A 17,498-nucleotide genomic window follows, 5' to 3' on the forward strand; every position below is an offset into this window, starting at 1 on the left:
GGAGCCTGACGGTTCCAGACACCAGACGTTGCGGAGGGCAGCGGCGGTGGGTGAATCCGGCCTTTTCAACTGAACATCGCCCCTCCACCCTCCGTTATTTCCAGCAGTCTTCCTCCGCAGTAACCAAAATCAGCCGTGCGGGTGCGTGCGGTGAACAGCGAGTGAAGACATGACATATTCTAAGGCCCTTCCTGCCCTGATGCTGGTGCCGCTGGCCTTCTCTGCCGGTGCCGCCGAAACAAAAGCCGAAGATCGCAGACTTGAACCCATCGTGGTGACCGCCACACTGGGACCGCTAACGGCTGGTGAAAGCCTGTCTTCGGTGACCGTGATCGATGAGGAAACCATCCGGCAACAGAGCCCCTCGGAGTTCAGCCAGCTGTTGAGAGGTCAGGCCGGGATCAATGTCACCGGTAATGGATCGTTTGGTAAAACCACCAGCGTGTATACCCGCGGTACAGCCAACGATTCAACGTTGCTGCTGGTTGACGGGGTGCGCCTGCGCTCAGCCACGTCCGGAGGCCCTTCCTGGCAATATTTTCCAGTTGAACTGATTGAGCGGGTAGAAATCGTCCGGGGCGCACGGAGCTCCCTATACGGTTCCGATGCCGTAGGTGGCGTGGTCCAGGCCTTTACCCTGGACCCGGAAGAGACACCGACAGGCTGGGTAGAAGCCGGCGCGGGTAATTTCAACACGCAAAAAGGCAGCGCCGGTATTGCGGCCAGCGCCGGTAACACACGAGTCAGCCTGAGTGGTTTGCACAAGGAAACCGACGGCACGGCGGTCATTACCGGTGGCAAAGACCGAGGGTTCCGGAACACCGCCGGTATCGGCCGGGTGGTTCATGAGCTGGAGTCCGGGGGAGAAGCCAGCCTGGTGATGGTGCAGAGTGAGGGCAGCACCGAATACGAAGGCGGCGACATCGATTTCATGATCCGTACCATCGGTTTCGGCCTCGAAACGCCCGTGAGCGAGTACTGGCGGCAGTCACTGCAGTTCTCCGAATCACGTGATGATACAGACAACATCACGCCTACCTATTTTGCCGCCTTCAACACCCGCTCACGGGCAGCCCGTTGGGACAACACCTTTACCTGGAACGTGCACGAACTGGTGGTCGGTGCTGAACTGATGACCGATGAAGTCAGCGGAACCACGGACTACGCCGAAAGCAGCCGAACCAACTCGGCCTTGTACAGTCAGCTTCGTTTGAACTTTGGCCCGACAGACCTGCAACTCAGCCTGCGTGGCGATGACAACGAAGCCTACGGCAAAAATGAAACCGGCGGGATCGCCCTGGGCCACGCCCTGGATCGTTCGCACCGTGTGCGTGTCAGTTATGCCACCGCTTTCCGTGCACCCACGTTTAATGACTTGTACTTCCCTGGTGCTAATCCGGACCTGAAAGCGGAAGAGTCAGGCACCGTTGAACTGGGTGCCAGTGGCCACTACCAGAACTGGTTCTGGGATGCCGTTCTGTTCCAGCTGGATGTGGACAACCTGATTGCCTGGAGCCCAACGCCCAGTGGCCTCTGGACCCCGATGAACGTGAATGAGGCCCGGATTCGCGGCGCGGAGCTAAGTGCCGGTTTCGAATCGGACGGCTGGCGTGCCGATGCCGCTCTAACCCTGCTTGATCCCGAAGATCGGGAAAGCGGAAACCGGCTCCAGCGCCGAAGTGGTAAAACCCTGCGGCTGGACCTGAGCAAGCAGGTAGGCACCTGGGACTTCGGTGGTACGGTGGTTGCCGAAGGCTATCGTTATGATGATCGCAGCAACAACGACCGGCTACCGGGCTTTGCCACCCTGGACCTACGGGCAGGCTGGCGCTTTGCTTCGGACTGGTCAACCCGGCTGACACTGGCTAACGTGCTGGATAAGGAATACAGCACGGCTCGCTACGATAGCAGCAATGATCTGGACTACATTGCTGCCGGGCGCACCGCCATGTTGACGGTTCGTTACGATATCCGATAACCGCGAAAACCATGCCGGAGAGGTGCCTGTGGTAAAGCTGAAGATTGTGGTCGCGATGCTGGGGTGGATGCTGCTCGCCTCACCGGTGCTGGGGGCTTCGGTCTGTGCCACAGATGATCTGGGTGAAGAAATCTGCCTCGATCGCCCGGCAAAGCGCATCGCTGCACTTTCACCCGGAGCCACCGAACTGGCCTGGGCCGCCGGTGCGGGTGATCAGGTTGTGGCGGTGGTTGCCTACAGCGACTATCCGCCTGCGGCCCGGAAAGTCACGTCAGTCGGCAGTCACACCCGAATGGATATGGAACGGTTGCTGCAGTTGCGGCCGGATCTGGTGATTGGCTGGGTGACCGGCAATCCCACCGAGCAGCTGGCGACGCTCAAGGCATTGGATATCCCGGTTTTTTCCATCGAACCCCGCAGCTTCGAGGCGGTCTCTCAAACCATTGAGCGTCTTTCTACGCTGGCAGGCACTGAAAGCGAGGGCTTTGCAGAGGCGGAGCGGTTTCGCCAAGGCATTGCCGGACTGCGGGCGCAGTTCGAAAAGGCCGATCCTGTGCCGGTGTTTTACCAGGTATGGGACGAGCCGCTGATGACGGTAAACAGCCAACACCTGATTGGCGAAATGATCCAGCTCTGTGGTGGTGACAATGTGTTTGGTCACCTGGGCAGGCTGGTGCCAAGAATCAGCGCCGAAGCGGTGGTTGCGGCCAACCCGGAAGCGATACTGGCGGGTGGTATGGGCGAAGAGAACCGCCACTGGCTGACCCGTTGGCAGAACTTTCCGAGCCTGACGGCGACGGCTCGCTATAACTTGTTTTTTATTCCGCCATCACTGGTACAACGGCCAACGCCGAGAATGCTGGAAGGAACGCGACTGTTCTGCGACAAACTGGAGGTGGCCCGTGGCCGTCGACCCTAGTGGAGTGATTCTGTGATCAGACCGATCGCCCTGCCACTCCTGCTGCTGGCACTGGCCAGTATATTGGCTATGGTGATTTCGGTCGGTGTTGGCAGCGTCGCCATCGCTCCTATGGAGGTTGTGTCCGTTTTTATGGGAGAAGGGGCCGACCTGCAGCGCACCCTGGTGCTTGAGCTCCGACTGCCCCGAACCCTCTCGGCTTTTGCAACCGGAGGCTTACTGGCGGTGGCCGGCGCTTTGATGCAGGTGTTGCTGCGCAATCCGCTGGCTGACCCCTACGTTCTGGGACTGTCCGGTGGCGCGGCGGTGGGGGCTTTGCTTGCCATGTTGGCAGGGCTTGGTGGTGTCATTGTTTCCGGCTCGGCGTTTGCCGGGGCGATGTTGGCCACTCTAATGGTGTTCGGCCTGGCTCACGGAACCGGCAGCTGGACACCCTCGCGCCTTTTACTGACCGGCGTGGTGGTTGCCGCAGGCTGGGGGGCCGTGATTACGCTGATGCTGGCGATCAGTCCCGCCAGAGAATTGCCTGGCATGCTGTATTGGCTGATGGGTGATGTGTCCTACGCAAGAGCTCCATGGCCGGGCCTGGGGCTGTTGTTGGTGGTGTGTGTTGTAGTAGTGCCGCTGGGACGCAGTCTGAATGTTCTGGCCCGGGGCCCGATGCAGGCAGCCGCTTTGGGCATTTCCGTGCGGCCGCTGGAGTGGCTGATCTACGTTCTGGCCAGCCTGCTGACCGCCACCGCCGTCACCATGGCCGGCAGCATCGGCTTTGTCGGCCTGGTGATCCCCCACATGCTGAGACTGGTGCTGGGTAACGACCAGCGCCTGATCTTGCCCGCCTGCGCATTGGCGGGTGGCACTTTGCTGGTGCTCGCAGACACCTTGGCGAGAGTGGTGATTGCTCCGGAACAACTCCCGGTCGGCGTGATCACCGCCTTGTTGGGCGTGCCGACCTTCCTGTACCTGCTGTACCGGAGCCGCTGATGACCGGTATCAAACGCCCGCCAATGCAGACGCTCAACACCCGGCGACTGGTGATTGATATTCCCTGCCGAGCCGATGGCTATCCGCTGGATTTAACGATCGAATCCGGTCAGGTATGGGGCGTACTCGGGCCCAACGGTGCCGGTAAAACCACCCTGCTGCACACCCTGGCGGGGCTCCGGCCTGCGCGTTCTGGTGGCCTCTATCTCGATGACCTCTCTGCGCGGGAGCTGAAGCGTCGGGCCCTTTCCCAGCAACTGGGGCTGGTGTTCCAGGACCGGCAGGACGGCTTTCCGGCTACGGTGCTGGAAACCGCATTGATTGGGCGCCATCCCTGGTTATCACCCTGGCAGATGGAAGGGGCGGACGATCTGGTCATGGCCAAAAGGTCACTTGAAGCGCTGGACGTTCTGCACCTGAAAGACCGCCTGGTCAGCACTCTGTCTGGCGGCGAACGCCAGCGTGTGGCAATTGCCACCCTGATGACCCAGTCGCCCCACACCTGGCTGTTGGACGAGCCGACAAATCACCTGGACCTGCATCATCAGGTGGCGGTCATGAAATTGCTCACCGACCGGGCGGCAGCGGGTAACGCCATTTTCATGTGTCTGCATGACCTGAATCTGGCCGCCCGCTGGTGTGATCATATTCTGCTGATGTATCCCAATGGCGGAGCCTGTTGGGGCCCGGCCGAACGGATGCTGGTGCCGAACGCTCTGGAACGTTTGTACAACCAGAAACTGGCAACAGTGGAGGTGGATGGAGCGCCTTTCTTTGTGCCAAGACGAGACTAGCTCCGACGTATAGGGAGGGTGGCGGGGCAGGGCTTTCCGGGACTGTCTGCAGCAGGGATGCTGCAGCCAAGCGTACACGGACGTATTCACCGCGTGTCCCGGAAAGCCCTGCCCCGCTGCCCGTTTGCACCAAATTCAGACGACATGGATAACCCACGAATGCCAACTGTTAGAGTCCCAGCCGCCATGATCACCGCTCCCGGCTCCGGCCAAGGCAAGTCCATGGTCACCGCCGCCCTGGCCCGACTGCACCGGAACGCCGGCCGGAACGTACGGGTGTTCAAGCACGGCCCGGATTACCTGGACCCAATGGTGCTGGAGGTCGCCTCCGGTAATCCTGTGTACCAGCTGCACCCCTGGATGACCGGTGAAGACGAATGTCGTTGGCGACTGGCCGAAGCCGCCCAGAGTGCCGACCTGATTCTGGTGGAAGGGTCCATGGGGCTGTTCGATGGCAGCCCCAGCAGCGGCGACCTGGCCAAGTTGGCGGGTATTCCGGCCCTGCCCGTCATTGATGCCAAAGGCATGGCCCAGACCTTCGGCGCGGTTGCCCTTGGACTGGCAAGCTTTGACCCGGAACTGCCGGTTCATCAGGTGATTGCCAACAAGATTGGCAGCCCATACCACGGCGAACTGCTCCGGGAGAGCCTACCCGACGGCATCAGCCTGTTGGGAGCGATACCCCGCAACGACGCCATGAACATTCCGGATCGACACCTTGGGCTGGTGCAGGCCGCGGAAATGGACGACCTCAATGACCGGCTGGATCAGGCCGCCGAAGTCCTGATAGCGGCGGGTCTGGATGCGCTGCCCAAGCCCGTGTCTTTTCATTTTGATGCACCTCCCAAACCAGAACAGCTGCTGGCTGGACATCGGATCGCTGTTGCCAAAGATGCGGCCTTCAGCTTTATCTACCGGGCCAACCTGGATCTGCTCACAGCCATGGGCGCTGAGCTGGTGTATTTTTCTCCCCTGAAAGACTCGGAAGTGCCGGCGGCGGACGCGCTTTGGCTGCCGGGCGGCTATCCGGAACTTCATGGCCAGACGTTGGCGGAAAACCAGGCGATGCTGGCGTCGATTCGCAGCTTCCATCAGGCCGGAAAGCCCATTCTGGCAGAGTGTGGAGGGCTGATGGCCTGCGCGGAAGAGATGGCAGACAAAGAAGGCAAGGTGCATAAACTGCTGGGCCTGATACCGGGCCGAGCGACCATGGCCAACCGACTGACCGCTTTAGGGCTGCAAAGCCTCGAGACTCAGCTTGGCAGTTTACGGGGGCATACCTATCACCATTCCAGCCTTGAAACGCCCTGGCAACCTGCGGCCAGGGCGCAGAAGCAGGCTGGTTCTGAGGGCGAGGCGGTGTTTCGTGATCAAAACCTGATGGCCAGTTATTTCCACGGTTACTTCCCATCCGCCCCGGATTTGGTGGCGGCGATCTTCAAGGGCGAACATTGCCTGTTTTCCTGACCACTGTCGACAACTCAATTGCAAGGAGAGTCATCATGCGTGAACGCGCCAAAGACCCTGAACGTCATGCCCAGCGGATGGCCGCCAAACAGAAAATCATGCAGGAACGTATCGCCCGCGCCCAGAAAGAACAGGGCGTGTTGCTGGTGCTGACCGGCCCCGGAAAAGGCAAGAGCAGCTCCGGCTTTGGTATGGTCGCCAGAGCCTTGGGACATGGCATGAAGGTGGGCATTGTCCAGTTCATCAAGGGCGCTTTCAGCACCGGTGAAGAAGCTTTTTTCCGGAGCCTGCCCAACGTTGACTACCACGTAATGGGGCAGGGCTACACCTGGGAAACCCAGAACCGCGAACAGGACGTCAAGAGTGCAACAGAGGCCTGGGACATCGCCGCCGCTATGCTGAAAGACCCCAGCTACGACCTGATTCTGCTGGACGAACTGAATATCGCCCTGAAGTACGATTATATCGATCTGGACCGGGTGCTGGATGACCTGCAGGCCCGCCCGGAGATGCAGCATGTGGTGGTCACCGGTCGCGGTGCGCCTCAGGAGCTGGTCGACCTGGCCGATACCGTCACCGAAATGGGTGTGGTCAAGCACGCCTTCAAGGATCAGGGCATCAAGGCCCAGAAGGGCGTGGAGCTGTAAATGCCCACCCTGATGGTGCAGGGCACCACCTCCGATGCCGGCAAGACCACGGTGGTGGCGGCCTTGTGCCGCTGGCTCGCGCGCCAGGGCGTGTCGGTGGCGCCATTCAAACCCCAGAACATGGCCCTGAACAGCGCGGTCACGATAGACGGTGGTGAGATTGGCCGCTCCACCGCCCTGCAGGCATTGGCCTGCGGCCTGGAGCCCCACAGCGACATGAACCCCGTGCTGCTGAAGCCGCAGAGTGATTGCGGTGCCCAGGTGATCCTGCGGGGCAAGGTTCACGGCAATATGGATGCGCTGGATTACCATGCCTACAAGGCTGAAGCTATGGCCTCGGTCATGCAAAGTTGGCAAGCCCTGAGCGCCCGCTATGACGTGATTATTGCCGAAGGTGCCGGCAGCCCGGCGGAGATCAACCTGCGGGCCAACGACATCGCCAATATGGGCTTTGCCGAAGCCGCCGATTGCCCGGTGCTACTGGTAGGCGATATCGACAAGGGTGGGGTTTTCGCCCAGTTGGTAGGCACACTGGCATTGATTTCAGACAGTGAACAAGCCAGAACGGCGGGTTTCATCATCAACCGGTTCCGGGGTGACATTGCGCTGCTGGAGCCCGGGCTGGACTGGCTGTCAGAACACACCGGCAAGCCGGTGTACGGCGTCTTGCCCTATCTGCACGGGCTGGTGATTGATTCTGAAGACAGCGTCAGTACCGCTGGCACCAGCGAGGCCGGCGCTCTGAAAGTGGTGGTGCCGGTGTTGCCCCGGATCAGTAACCACAATGATTTTGACCCGTTGCGGCTGCATCCGGGTGTGGACCTGATCTTTGTAGGGCCGGACCAATCTATCCCACCGGCAGACCTGATTATCTTGCCTGGCAGCAAAAGCACCCGGCACGATCTGCAGTGGCTGAAACAGCAGGGCTGGCCGGAGGCCATCCAGAAACACCTGCGCTATGGCGGCAAACTGCTGGGTATTTGTGGCGGTTTTCAGATGCTGGGGCAGCGAGTTGAAGACTCGGAAGGCCTGGAAGGCGAGACCGGCAACACCGAGGGCCTGGGGCTGTTTGATATGGTCACTCGAATGGTATCGGGCAAGCAGCTCAGGACCGTGACCGGCCAGCTGACCTCCCACCTGTCCAACGGCGAGTTATCAGCCGAGATAAAAGGCTATGAAATGCATAACGGCGTCACCGAAGGCGCAGCGCTGGTCCGCCCTTTTGCAGAGCTGGACGGCTGCCCGGATGGTGCGGTCAATGACGATCGTCAGGTAGCGGGCACCTATCTGCACGGGCTCTTTGACGAGCCTGAGGCCTGCGAGGCCATTCTGTCCTGGGCGGGCCTCAACGCACAGAGCGCGCAGTCCGTAGACTACCAGAGCCACCGCCTGCAGCAGCTCGATCGCCTGGCAGATCAGGTGGAGCAGTGCCTGGACACCGATCGGTTAAGGCGCCTGCTGCAACTCTGAGCCAATCCCATTCTGAAAGCGCTTCACCCCTTAATGGGCGGTAGATCTTTTACCAGTACCTGCAATTCTCGGCTGATGGCAATCAGCTCTCTCAGTAGCTGGGGATTCACGTCCATATGGCCCTCATATTCGGCCAGATTGCGGGCGGAGTGGCATTTGTCCAGCACGCGCCACTTGGCATTGGGTAAGCCAAGGGTGTGTTGCAGGCACTGGAAAACGAGGTAGCGGCTCTCGGAGCGATAGCCGTGCCACCTCAGGGCTGCGAGCGAGAGTGCGTGGGCGGCGCCGTAAGCCAGAGAAAACTGGCTGTCCTCAGACAAACCATCAATGCTGGCATCCCGGAGTTTGGTGTCCCCGGCGCGGAGCATACCTTCGAATTCCCGGGCGTCGGGCGGCTCGGCCTTGAGTCGTCGGATCTTGACGAGATTGTCGAGAGCTTCCATGCGGTCGTTCCTGGGTCAGTGAGTGAGGCTGAGTTCGATGCGGGGCTGTTCCATTACCCGGGTGATGAAACTCTGGTTGTCGCTGATACGCTGCGCGAACTCGGAGGGGGAGTATAGCGTGGGATTGATGGCTCTTTGAAGCCGCTGTTCTGCCGGCGCCAGCAGTTCCATAATCTCGCTGTAGCTGAGGTCTTCGCCAATCAACATCAGATCGACGTCGCTGCCGGCATGGGCCTCGCCTTTTGCGACAGAACCATAGATAAACGCCTGAGTCAGGCTTTCTGCCAGCGGCGAAAGGGCTGCTGTAAGCACTTCAGTAATCCCGAATGTTTTCTGAACGATGTGGGTAAGCTCCTGAAAAATTGGGCTGTCCGGGTTGGCCTGGTAATGGTTTTGATTGCCCTGGCGGGTCATAATCACCAGGCCGGAGTCGGTCAATTTGGTCAGTTCCCGGGCGACAGCACCACGCCCCACTTGCGCCAGTCGAACGAGTTCGTTGAGGTACAGGCTCTGATCCGGGTGGCCATAAATAAGAGAGAGCAAGCGTTGCTGGGTTTTGGTAAACAGAGCGTCGCCAATACTGGTTCCGGGCATGATCAGGTACACCTTGTAAGGACTCAATTTGGGTACTTTAATCCCTGATTTGGGTATTATCAACCCCATATTGGGGCTCAAGAGTCCCAATGTGGGGCTTTTAAGGAGTCGGCATGACGTTCTCGGATTTTTACAAGCAAGCCCAAGCCCGAAAGGGCGGCGAGCAAGCTCTGCTGTCCCTGCTTCCTCCGGTGGTGGAGAGGCATCGACTGGCAGAGATCACCGACGATCGCTACTTGTCTGAAATGACCCGCTGCATCTTCAAGGCCGGTTTTGTCTGGCGGGTCATCGAGAATAAGTGGCCGGGTTTTGAGGCCGCCTTTGAGGGCTTTGTCCCGGCCTACTGGCAGCAAGTTCCGCCAGACGTGCTGGAGCGACTGGCCGCGGATGAGCGCATTGTCCGGAATATGCAGAAAATCCGCACCGTACCGGAAAACGCCCGGATGATCATGGACGTGGTGAAAGACCACGGCAGCTTTGGCCGCTTTTTGGCCCAGTGGCCAGGCGAAGACCAGGTGGGTTTATTGCTCTATCTGAAGCGAAACGGTGAGCGACTGGGTGGGAACTCTGCCCAGTATTTCCTGCGCAGGATGGGTTGGGATGGCTTTATTATGTCCCATGATGTGGTGACTGCCCTGTCCCGGGCCGGGATTCTGGATGCATCACCTGCCAGTAAAAAGGGGCTGACCCAGGCCCAGAATGCGTTTAATCAGTGGCATCGGGAAACCGGCCTGCCCATCAGCCATCTGTCCCGGATTGTGTCGTTTACCGTGGATAACGATTAGCCGGGACCATCATAAAAACATCAGCAGAACCAGTTCGCTGAACACCACGCTGGCGCCCAGTGCATCTCCTGTGTAGCCCCCCAGCTGACTGCGCAGGTAGCTGCCCCACAACAGGGCCACCAGCAACACCGCGGCCAGAGTGCCGGTGATCAGAAACGGCTGCCAGAATGACAGCACAGCGCTCAGCACCAGCACAAAGGCACTGGCGCTCACCAGCCGGGCAGCAGAAAAGCCGTCCGCAACCGGTTTGGATTTGCTTTTGTCGGGGTCTGTCACATAGGCCAGCGTGGCCATCAGCAGCAGGGGTGTCAGCCGGGATATCGCGGGCGCTATCAGCAAGGCGAGCCAGATCAGGTCAGCTTCGGCCAGCAGAGCCACTTTCAGCATCAGCGCCATCACCAGAGCCACGGTGCCGTAGGTACCAATCCGGCTGTCTTTCATGATTTCCAGACGCTTTTCGAGCGTGTAGCCGCCGCCCAGGGCATCCACGCTGTCGGCCAGACCGTCTTCATGAAAGGCACCGGTGATGAACAGGTGCAGAATCACCACCACAATGACCGACACCAGCGGGCTGAACGCCAGGCTGAGCAGGAAAAAAGCGGCCACATGCAGCGATCCCAACAGCAGTCCTACCAGTGGGAAGTAGAGACTGCTTTGGTTCATCAGGCGCTGTGAATAGTCGATGTGCACCAGCATGGGAATGCGGGTGAGAAACCCGACCGCAAGCCAGAACGCCTGCCATTCCCGGGTCAATATGATGGCGTTCGGCACGCACAACCTCCTGAAGCAAGAAAGCGGTGATTGTATCCTTAGCGTCAGCGAGATGCAGTCTTTGTGGCCGGTAGCCAGATGTTGACGCACAGCCCCGGTTGCCCGTCCTTTCTCTCGGTGAGGGTAAGCTGCCCTCCATGCAGCTCGGCAATGCGCCGGGCAATGGCCAGGCCCAGTCCGGCCCCGGCACCTTGCCGCTGATCCAGCCGGGTGAAGCGGCTGAGTGCCCGCTCGCGGTCTTGCAGCGGAATGCCTGGCCCCTGATCGCAGATGATGACCATGAAACCGCCCGCCTCTTCGCGCATGGTGGTGCATACCCGGGTGCCTGAAGGGCTGTATTGAATGGCATTGGCCAGCAGTGAGCGCATCATGGTGGTGATCAGCGCGCTGTGACAGCTCACCATGGCCAGCACACACTGGTTATCCAGTTCGGGTTCGATCTGTTTTTTCAGAGCCAGCGGCGCGACATCGGCAATGCTCTGCTCCACCAGTTCGGCCAGGTTCTGGGGTTCGGGGCGAAAGTCCACGCCAGCATCCACCTTACTTAACAGCAAAAGCTGCTCGACCAGATGAACCATTCGGTCAACCGATGCCGTCAGGTTGTCGAACTCCCCGGGATGGCGCTCGGCCTGCTGTTCCAGATTCAGGCGCAGGGCCGTCAGCGGGGTTCGCAGCTCATGGGCGGCATCGGCGGAAAACCGACGTTCTCGTTTCAGCGCCTGATTCAGCCGTTTCAGCAGTCCGTTCACGGCATGTACCAGCCCTGCCACTTCGCGCGGCGCCTGGCGATCATCCAGTGGGTGGATGTTTTCAGGTGCCATATTGCGCACCGGCTTTTCCAGCTTGCGCAATGGTTGAAACCCTAGCTGGATGGACCCCACCACGGCCAGGGCCAACAGCGGGAGGGCAATCAGGAAGGGCAGCACATTGCCAAGGGCAATTTCCTCGCTGAGCTCGTCCCGTACATCCTCACGCTGGGCGGTTCGTATCCAGAAGCCGGTCCCAGGGTCTTGCAGGGTGAAGGTTCGCCATTGGTAGCCGGCAACTTCCTGCCAGGCGAAGCCGGGTTCCAGTCCCTGCGCATCGTTGGCGCGTAGAGTGTCCAGAATGGGTTGGCCGGCCGGTGACCAGACCTCAAAGGCCAGTTTGCGTTCGTATTTGTGACCGGCGCCACCCGCGAGAATTTCGTCGTCTTCCTCATCGCCCTGGTAGGCGCTGTCTGGCAGTTGCAGCGTTCGGGACAGGGTATGAGAGAGCTGATCGATCGATTGGGTGCCGGATAAATGCTCCACCAGGCCCTGAACAATTCGCGTGCTCTGGGCAAGTTCGGCATCGAACAGCTCTTCCATCTGGTGGTCGCTGACAAAATAGCCCCAGCCGGCCGCGATCAGGGTGATGAAAAACACCGTGCCGGTTACCAGCAACGTCAGTTTGCGGGTCAGGCTCATTCCGCTGGCTCCTGGCTGGCGGCTTCGCTGTCCAGCAGATACCCGACACCGCGGAGCGTGCGGATGGTGGCTTTGCCCACGCGCCGGCGCAGGTGGTGAACATGAACCTCCAGAGCGTTGCTTTCGGCCCCCTGTTCCCAGCCGTACAGCTGTTCCTCCAGCCGGCGTCGGGTCGCCACCTGGTCAGGATGGCGCATCAGGTAGTGCAGGATCTGCAGTTCACTGCGGGGCAGTACCACGGAGTCCGCGCCGATCGAAAGGTTGCCGGTGTCCGGGTTCAGGGTAAGGCGGCCCACCGTGATGCCGGCAGATTGGCTGTCGGGCCGTCCGCGCCGGGTCACCGCCCGTATTCGGGCCTTGAGCTCGGCCATGGCGAACGGTTTGGTGAGGTAGTCGTCGGCACCGGCATCCAGGCCTTGCAGTTTTTCGTCCAGATTGGCCCTGGCGGTCAGAATGATGATGGGGGTTTGATTGCCCTGCTGCCTGCTGCGGCGGACAATCTCCAGCCCGTCCATACGGGGCAGGGTCAGGTCCAGTATCGCCAGGTCAAAGTGTTCATCGCCAAGGGCGTTCAGAGCCTGCTGGCCATCGTCCAGCCAGTCTACGGTGTTCTGATCCTCCCGCAGCATGTCGAGCATGGTGCGGGCCAGCAGGTGGTCGTCTTCTACCAACAGTATGCGCATTAAAGAGTCCGGCTCCGTTAACTGATCACGAGTTTGCCACAGAAACCTTAAGGCGAGCTTAAGAATTCTGTGGTCTGGTCTTAAGGCTCAATTAAGGCTTGCTCATTAGTCTGGCAGTCATATTCAAGGGCATTGCGCCCTGAGGCTGTTGGAGAGCGCCAATGACTGATCCGCTGACGATGTCGATTTACTGCCCGTCTGATTCGCCGGAGCTTGTTCCGGCGTTGCGTTGTGCCGGGCGGTGGTTCAGCGAAGTTGCCCCGAACACCACTATGGCCGATACCGTGGCGGGCTTTATCCGCCGCCGGTTTATGCAGGCCTACGGAGCAGAACCGAGATTACGCATTCCCGCGTTGCTGGCGTTGACTACGGCCCAGGGCAGCCTGATGGCGGCAGTAGGTGTACGTAATGCCGGGACGGACCGCCTGTTTCTGGAAGACTACCTGCCAGCGCCGGTACAGGCGGTAATGCCGGAGACCGCTGTTGATCGTAGCCGGATTGCTGAAATCGCCCACCTGGCCGGTGTTGAGGCGGGCGTCAGCCGCTATCTGTTTGCCTCCCTGTCGGTATGGCTGGATTCCGCCGGTTATGACTGGGTGGTTTGCACCGGCACCGATCAGCTGCGTAACAGTTTTCATCGCCTGGGCATTGCCACTTCCGTGGTGGCTGAAGCGGATCCGGCCAGACTGCCGGATGGTGGTGCTGGCTGGGGGCGCTACTACGACCATCATCCGGTGGTAATGGCCATCCGGGTGGCAGATGGCATTGCCGCACTGCGAGAGGCGGGTTTGCTGAAGCTCGTGCAACGGGTTGAACCTGCGGTGAGCGTGGCCAACCGGGATGTCGGGGGTACCTATGGCTACCTTGCCTGAGTTGTTGCACGCCCGGGTTCAGCAGCATCCCGAGCGTTTGGCTCTGCGCGGACCGGATTCGGAGCTGAGTTACCAGCGCATGTGGCAGGCGGCTCAGGCCCTGGCTGACCAGTTGCGACTTTTGGGAGTTAAACGGGCTGGTTTGTGCGGTGACAACACCGTCGCCTGGGTGCTGGCGGATCTCGCTTGCCTGATGGCGGGCGTGGTGTGTGTGCCGGTGCCGGTGTTTTTCTCGACGAGCCAGACGGCTCACCTGTTTGAGCGGGCCGGGTTGGACTGCCTGTTGTTCAGTGGCGAGGCGGATCATGCCGAGCTGATTGGCGAAGGGGTCTGGTTTCGGCATTTGCCGGTCTCGCCGGCGGCCGCCTGGATGCCGGAGCAGACCGCCAAAATCACCTTTACCTCGGGTAGTACCGGTACGCCCAAAGGGGTATGCCTGTCTGCCGCACAGCTGGCAGCCACGACCATGGCTTTGTGTGAGCGGCTTGACGGCGTGGCGCTACAGCAGCATCTGTGCATTCTGCCCCTGGCCACTTTGCTGGAAAACATAGCCGGCGTGTATGTACCGCTGCTGATGGGCGCCACCGTCACCGTTGCCCCCCTGCAAAGCCTGGGCATGACTGGCAGCAGCGGCCTGGATCTACCGGCCTTGGTGAGCGGGATTCACCGCCATCAGCCGCACTCCATTATTCTGGTGCCAGAACTGGCCATGGCGCTGGTTCAGGCAGTCGAGCAGGGCCAGCTGAACAGCGCGCCCTTCCGGTTTCTGGCGGTGGGTGGTGGCCGGGTATCCCCCGACCTGCTGGCCCGAGGGCGCGCTGTGGGCCTGCCGCTATACGAGGGCTATGGTTTGTCTGAATGCGGTTCGGTAGTGGCACTGAATGTCCCGGGGGCTGAGTGCGAGGGCACCGTCGGCCAGCCCCTGAGCCATGTGCGGGTGAAGGTGGATGACAACCGTCGCATTCTGGTCAGCGGCAACACCCATCTGGGCTATTTGGGCGATGAGCCGGAAGCCGAGGGCTGGCTGGATACCGGTGACCTGGGGGCGATGAGCCCGGAGGGTTTCCTGACCGTGAACGGCCGGGCCAAGAACCTGCTGATTACCAGCTTTGGCCGGAACATCAGCCCGGAATGGCTGGAAAGCGAACTGGTTCAGGCTCTGGGCGCCGCCCAGGCCGTGGTGTTCGGAGACGGCGAACCGCAACCCATGGCTTTGTTGGTGATCCGCGATAGCCGCGCGCCAGACACTTTGCGCGCGGCTTTAACTGATCTGAACGCCCGACTGCCGGATTACGCCAGGCTGGCCGCTGTTTATCTGCGCCGGCAACCACTGACTCAGGCCGAAGGCTATGTCACCGCCAACGGTCGCCCCGTGCGCCATCAGATACAGGCTGACTTACCGGTGCTGATGGCAGAAGCCTTTCCCTTATTCATCCCTGTTAACGGGGCGGCTTCAGTCGCTCCAAACCGTCAATCCGAACCAACCATCCCGGGAGTACCCACCATGACATTTTTTGACCGATTGCAATCTGAAACCGCGCAAGCCCGCACCCATGTCGCCAACGCACCGGTGGTTGCAGCCATCCGTGAAGGCCGCTTCAGCCTGGAAGGCTACACCTGGTTTCTGACCCAGGCATACCACCACGTGAAACACACGGTGCCGCTAATGATGGCCTGTGGTGGCCGCCTGCCGGAGCGCCTGGAATTCGTGCGCAAGGCACTGGTGGAATACATCGAGGAAGAATACGGCCATCACGAATGGATACTGAATGATCTGGCCGCCTGCGGTGAAGACAAAGAGGCCATCCGCCACGGCCGTCCGGACAGTTCGATCGAGCTGATGGTGGCCTATCTGTACGACCGTATCCATCGCGGCAATCCCGCAGCATTTTTTGGCATGGTTCAGGTGCTTGAAGGCACCTCGGTGGAGCTGGCCACGCCCCTGGGTGAAGCGATTCAGAAACAGCTTGGCCTGCCGGACCAGGCCTTCAGTTACCTTTACTCCCATGGCGCGCTGGATCAGGACCACTTCGAGTTCTTCCGCAGCCTGATGAACAGCATGACCGACCCGGACGATCAACAGGCCATTATCGATTCTGCCCGCATGGTCTATCGCTTGTATGGCGACATGCTGCACAGCATTCCCGTGACCGCCAGTCGCAAGGAGCAAAGCCATGCAGCTGCATGACCGCACCTTCCTGTTGCTGGGCGGGACCGGCGGCATCGGCAAGGCTTTGATTGATCCGCTGCTGGAGGCCGGTGCCCGTGTGGTGGTTGCTACGCGTCGCCTGGAACAGCTGGCACATCGCCGGGGTGTTCTGCCGGTGTATCTTGACCTGGCCAGTATGAACCTGGACGAACAGTTGCAGCAACTGAGCGAGGTCTACCCCGACATTGACGGCGTGATCCACTGCGCCGGGCAAAACCGGTTCGCCGCACTGGATGCCATGCCGGTGAGTGAGCTGGATGCCCAGCTCACGGTAAACCTGCGCTCGGCCCTGCTGGTGGCGCAGCACTTTGTCCCGCGTTTCCGTAAGGCTGGCGTTGGTGCCCTGGTGTTTGTGGGTTCGACGTTCGGCAGCATCGGTTTCCCGGGCTACACCGCCTACTGTGCCAGCAAGTTTGGCCTGCGCGGCTTTACCGAAGCCCTGCGTCGGGAGTTGGCCGATACCCCGTTACAGGTTATCTACGTAGCGCCGAGAGCCACTGCAACCGCCATGAACCCGGATGCCGTGACCGAGCTGAACCGGGCGCTGGGTAACACGATGGATGCGCCGGAGACCGTGGCGGCGGAAATCCTGAAAGCCATGGCGAAGGACGAGCGCCGGCGCTTTCTGGGCTGGCCGGAAAAGCTGTTTGTGGTGATTAACGGCATTCTGCCGAAGATTGTGGATAGGGCCATGTTGAAACAACTGCCGGTTATCCGACGCTTTTTGAATACAGGAGCTGTGTCATGAGGTGGACAATCATAATGACGGCCTGGCTATTAGCCCTGCCGGTGTGGGCGGCGGACCTGCCGGCCGAGCTGGCGGGTATCCAGCAGCGCTGGGCGGAAATCCGGTATCAATTGCCTGAGCAAGATCAGGAAAAGGCGTTCGAGGCGCTGGCGACGGAAGCAGAAGCGTTTGTGGAGCGTTATCCGGACAGGGCTGAACCGTTGATCTGGCAGGGTATTGTGCTCAGTACCTGGGCCGGTGCCAAGGGTGGTCTGGGCGCGCTTGGGTTGGTCAAGCGAGCGCGGGTATCTCTGGAAGCGGCTTTGGAGCTGGATGCCAGTGCTCTGGAGGGTTCTGCCTACACGTCGCTGGGCAGCCTCTATTATCAGGTGCCCGGCTGGCCGCTGGGCTTTGGTGATGATGACAAGGCACGCGGCTATCTGCAAAAAGCACTGGCCATTAACCCCGATGGTATAGATGCCAATTATTTCTTCGGCGATTACCTGATCGATCAGGGCGAACCGGAGCGGGCCCGTGCCTATCTTCAGAAAGTAATGATGGCTCCCGGGCGTCCGGGCCGCGAAGTCGCGGACATCGGGCGCAAGCGAGAGGCGGAGGGTCTGCTGAGTAATCTTTAAAAAGGGCACCGGTTAGCTGCACCTGCTTTGGTGGACTACACTTTCTGTAAGAAGCGTAGGTGACGCCTT

General features: G+C 60.3%; 17 protein-coding genes. 12 read left to right on the top strand and 5 right to left on the bottom strand.

Annotated features, from left to right (window positions below; genetic code table 11):
- Positions 1-169 precede the first annotated feature (169 nt).
- The 7 genes from QPL95_RS06035 (at position 170) to QPL95_RS06065 (ending at position 8,259) form a co-directional block, all read left to right on the top strand.
- Positions 170-1,978 carry a TonB-dependent siderophore receptor gene (locus tag QPL95_RS06035; RefSeq protein WP_303290103.1) on the top strand — a complete coding sequence of 603 codons (1,809 nt, stop codon included), beginning with the start codon at positions 170-172 and terminating at the stop codon, positions 1,976-1,978.
- Between the two features lie 28 nt (positions 1,979-2,006).
- Positions 2,007-2,897, top strand: coding sequence for a cobalamin-binding protein (locus tag QPL95_RS06040; protein ID WP_303290104.1), 891 nt, complete (start codon positions 2,007-2,009; stop codon positions 2,895-2,897).
- Positions 2,898-2,966: 69 nt separating this feature from the next.
- Positions 2,967-3,881, top strand: a complete 915-nt coding sequence (locus tag QPL95_RS06045; RefSeq protein WP_368389732.1) for a FecCD family ABC transporter permease — start codon at positions 2,967-2,969, stop codon at positions 3,879-3,881.
- A gap of 23 nt (positions 3,882-3,904) precedes the next feature.
- Entirely contained in the window at positions 3,905-4,675 is a 771-nt protein-coding gene (locus tag QPL95_RS06050) for an ABC transporter ATP-binding protein (RefSeq protein ID WP_303290389.1), read from the top strand.
- A 159-nt stretch (positions 4,676-4,834) separates the two neighbouring features.
- Positions 4,835-6,142: a cobyrinate a,c-diamide synthase gene (locus tag QPL95_RS06055; RefSeq protein WP_303290106.1), complete on the top strand. Its 1,308-nt coding sequence runs from the start codon at positions 4,835-4,837 to the stop codon at positions 6,140-6,142.
- A 35-nt stretch (positions 6,143-6,177) separates the two neighbouring features.
- Positions 6,178-6,789, top strand: coding sequence for a cob(I)yrinic acid a,c-diamide adenosyltransferase (gene cobO, locus QPL95_RS06060; protein WP_303290107.1), 612 nt, complete (start codon positions 6,178-6,180; stop codon positions 6,787-6,789).
- Positions 6,790-8,259: a cobyric acid synthase gene (locus tag QPL95_RS06065; RefSeq protein WP_303290108.1), complete on the top strand. Its 1,470-nt coding sequence runs from the start codon at positions 6,790-6,792 to the stop codon at positions 8,257-8,259.
- Between the two features lie 23 nt (positions 8,260-8,282).
- Here QPL95_RS06065 and QPL95_RS06070 read toward each other — a convergent pair whose 3' ends face one another.
- Together QPL95_RS06070 and QPL95_RS06075 are read right to left on the bottom strand one after the other, a co-directional pair.
- On the bottom strand, positions 8,283-8,702 hold the full coding sequence (locus QPL95_RS06070; protein ID WP_303290109.1) for a hypothetical protein: 420 nt from the start codon (positions 8,700-8,702) through the stop codon (positions 8,283-8,285).
- Between the two features lie 15 nt (positions 8,703-8,717).
- Positions 8,718-9,296 carry a nucleotidyltransferase domain-containing protein gene (locus QPL95_RS06075; protein WP_303290110.1) on the bottom strand — a complete coding sequence of 193 codons (579 nt, stop codon included), beginning with the start codon at positions 9,294-9,296 and terminating at the stop codon, positions 8,718-8,720.
- 113 nt (positions 9,297-9,409) lie between these two features.
- On the opposite strand from QPL95_RS06075, the gene QPL95_RS06080 reads away from it, so the two are divergent.
- The gene (locus QPL95_RS06080; RefSeq protein WP_303290111.1) at positions 9,410-10,081 is read left to right on the top strand and encodes a DNA-3-methyladenine glycosylase I; all 672 of its coding nucleotides are present in this window, start codon (positions 9,410-9,412) and stop codon (positions 10,079-10,081) included.
- A gap of 9 nt (positions 10,082-10,090) precedes the next feature.
- Here QPL95_RS06080 and cobS read toward each other — a convergent pair whose 3' ends face one another.
- The 3 genes from cobS to QPL95_RS06095 are packed head-to-tail and all read right to left on the bottom strand — an operon-like array spanning position 10,091 to position 12,983.
- On the bottom strand, positions 10,091-10,852 hold the full coding sequence (gene cobS / locus QPL95_RS06085; RefSeq protein WP_303290112.1) for an adenosylcobinamide-GDP ribazoletransferase: 762 nt from the start codon (positions 10,850-10,852) through the stop codon (positions 10,091-10,093).
- 44 nt (positions 10,853-10,896) lie between these two features.
- The gene (locus QPL95_RS06090) at positions 10,897-12,300 is read right to left on the bottom strand and encodes an ATP-binding protein (protein WP_303290113.1); all 1,404 of its coding nucleotides are present in this window, start codon (positions 12,298-12,300) and stop codon (positions 10,897-10,899) included.
- Positions 12,297-12,983, bottom strand: coding sequence for a response regulator transcription factor (locus tag QPL95_RS06095; protein WP_303290114.1), 687 nt, complete (start codon positions 12,981-12,983; stop codon positions 12,297-12,299). Before QPL95_RS06095 ends, QPL95_RS06090 begins: the two co-directional genes overlap by 4 nt.
- 161 nt (positions 12,984-13,144) lie before the next feature.
- Between QPL95_RS06095 and QPL95_RS06100 the strand changes: the two genes are divergently transcribed.
- The 4 genes from QPL95_RS06100 to QPL95_RS06115 are packed head-to-tail and all read left to right on the top strand — an operon-like array spanning position 13,145 to position 17,429.
- On the top strand, positions 13,145-13,855 hold the full coding sequence (locus QPL95_RS06100; protein WP_303290115.1) for a thermostable hemolysin: 711 nt from the start codon (positions 13,145-13,147) through the stop codon (positions 13,853-13,855).
- Entirely contained in the window at positions 13,839-16,043 is a 2,205-nt protein-coding gene (locus tag QPL95_RS06105) for an AMP-binding protein (RefSeq protein WP_303290116.1), read from the top strand. Before QPL95_RS06100 ends, QPL95_RS06105 begins: the two co-directional genes overlap by 17 nt.
- A complete protein-coding gene (locus QPL95_RS06110; RefSeq protein ID WP_303290117.1) occupies positions 16,030-16,812 on the top strand; it encodes an SDR family oxidoreductase in 783 nt (260 codons plus the stop codon). Before QPL95_RS06105 ends, QPL95_RS06110 begins: the two co-directional genes overlap by 14 nt.
- Entirely contained in the window at positions 16,809-17,429 is a 621-nt protein-coding gene (locus tag QPL95_RS06115) for a tetratricopeptide repeat protein (RefSeq protein ID WP_303290118.1), read from the top strand. The genes QPL95_RS06110 and QPL95_RS06115 overlap by 4 nt, the downstream gene beginning before the upstream one ends.
- Positions 17,430-17,498 lie beyond the last annotated feature (69 nt).

The sequence above is a fragment of the Marinobacter sp. SS5-14b genome (assembly GCF_030541005.1).
Lineage (GTDB): Bacteria > Pseudomonadota > Gammaproteobacteria > Pseudomonadales > Oleiphilaceae > Marinobacter.

Coding starts and splice junctions, on each gene's coding strand:
- QPL95_RS06035 (WP_303290103.1), top strand. CDS start 170: ATGACATATTCTAAGGCCCTTCCTGCCCTGATGCTGGTGCCGCTGGCC.
- QPL95_RS06045 (WP_368389732.1), top strand. CDS start 2,967: ATGGTGATTTCGGTCGGTGTTGGCAGCGTCGCCATCGCTCCTATGGAG.
- QPL95_RS06050 (WP_303290389.1), top strand. CDS start 3,905: ATGCAGACGCTCAACACCCGGCGACTGGTGATTGATATTCCCTGCCGA.
- QPL95_RS06055 (WP_303290106.1), top strand. CDS start 4,835: ATGCCAACTGTTAGAGTCCCAGCCGCCATGATCACCGCTCCCGGCTCC.
- cobO (WP_303290107.1), top strand. CDS start 6,178: ATGCGTGAACGCGCCAAAGACCCTGAACGTCATGCCCAGCGGATGGCC.
- QPL95_RS06065 (WP_303290108.1), top strand. CDS start 6,790: ATGCCCACCCTGATGGTGCAGGGCACCACCTCCGATGCCGGCAAGACC.
- QPL95_RS06070 (WP_303290109.1), bottom strand. CDS start 8,702: ATGGAAGCTCTCGACAATCTCGTCAAGATCCGACGACTCAAGGCCGAG.
- QPL95_RS06075 (WP_303290110.1), bottom strand. CDS start 9,296: ATGCCCGGAACCAGTATTGGCGACGCTCTGTTTACCAAAACCCAGCAA.
- QPL95_RS06080 (WP_303290111.1), top strand. CDS start 9,410: ATGACGTTCTCGGATTTTTACAAGCAAGCCCAAGCCCGAAAGGGCGGC.
- QPL95_RS06090 (WP_303290113.1), bottom strand. CDS start 12,300: ATGAGCCTGACCCGCAAACTGACGTTGCTGGTAACCGGCACGGTGTTT.
- QPL95_RS06095 (WP_303290114.1), bottom strand. CDS start 12,983: ATGCGCATACTGTTGGTAGAAGACGACCACCTGCTGGCCCGCACCATG.
- QPL95_RS06100 (WP_303290115.1), top strand. CDS start 13,145: ATGACTGATCCGCTGACGATGTCGATTTACTGCCCGTCTGATTCGCCG.
- QPL95_RS06105 (WP_303290116.1), top strand. CDS start 13,839: ATGGCTACCTTGCCTGAGTTGTTGCACGCCCGGGTTCAGCAGCATCCC.
- QPL95_RS06110 (WP_303290117.1), top strand. CDS start 16,030: ATGCAGCTGCATGACCGCACCTTCCTGTTGCTGGGCGGGACCGGCGGC.
- QPL95_RS06115 (WP_303290118.1), top strand. CDS start 16,809: ATGAGGTGGACAATCATAATGACGGCCTGGCTATTAGCCCTGCCGGTG.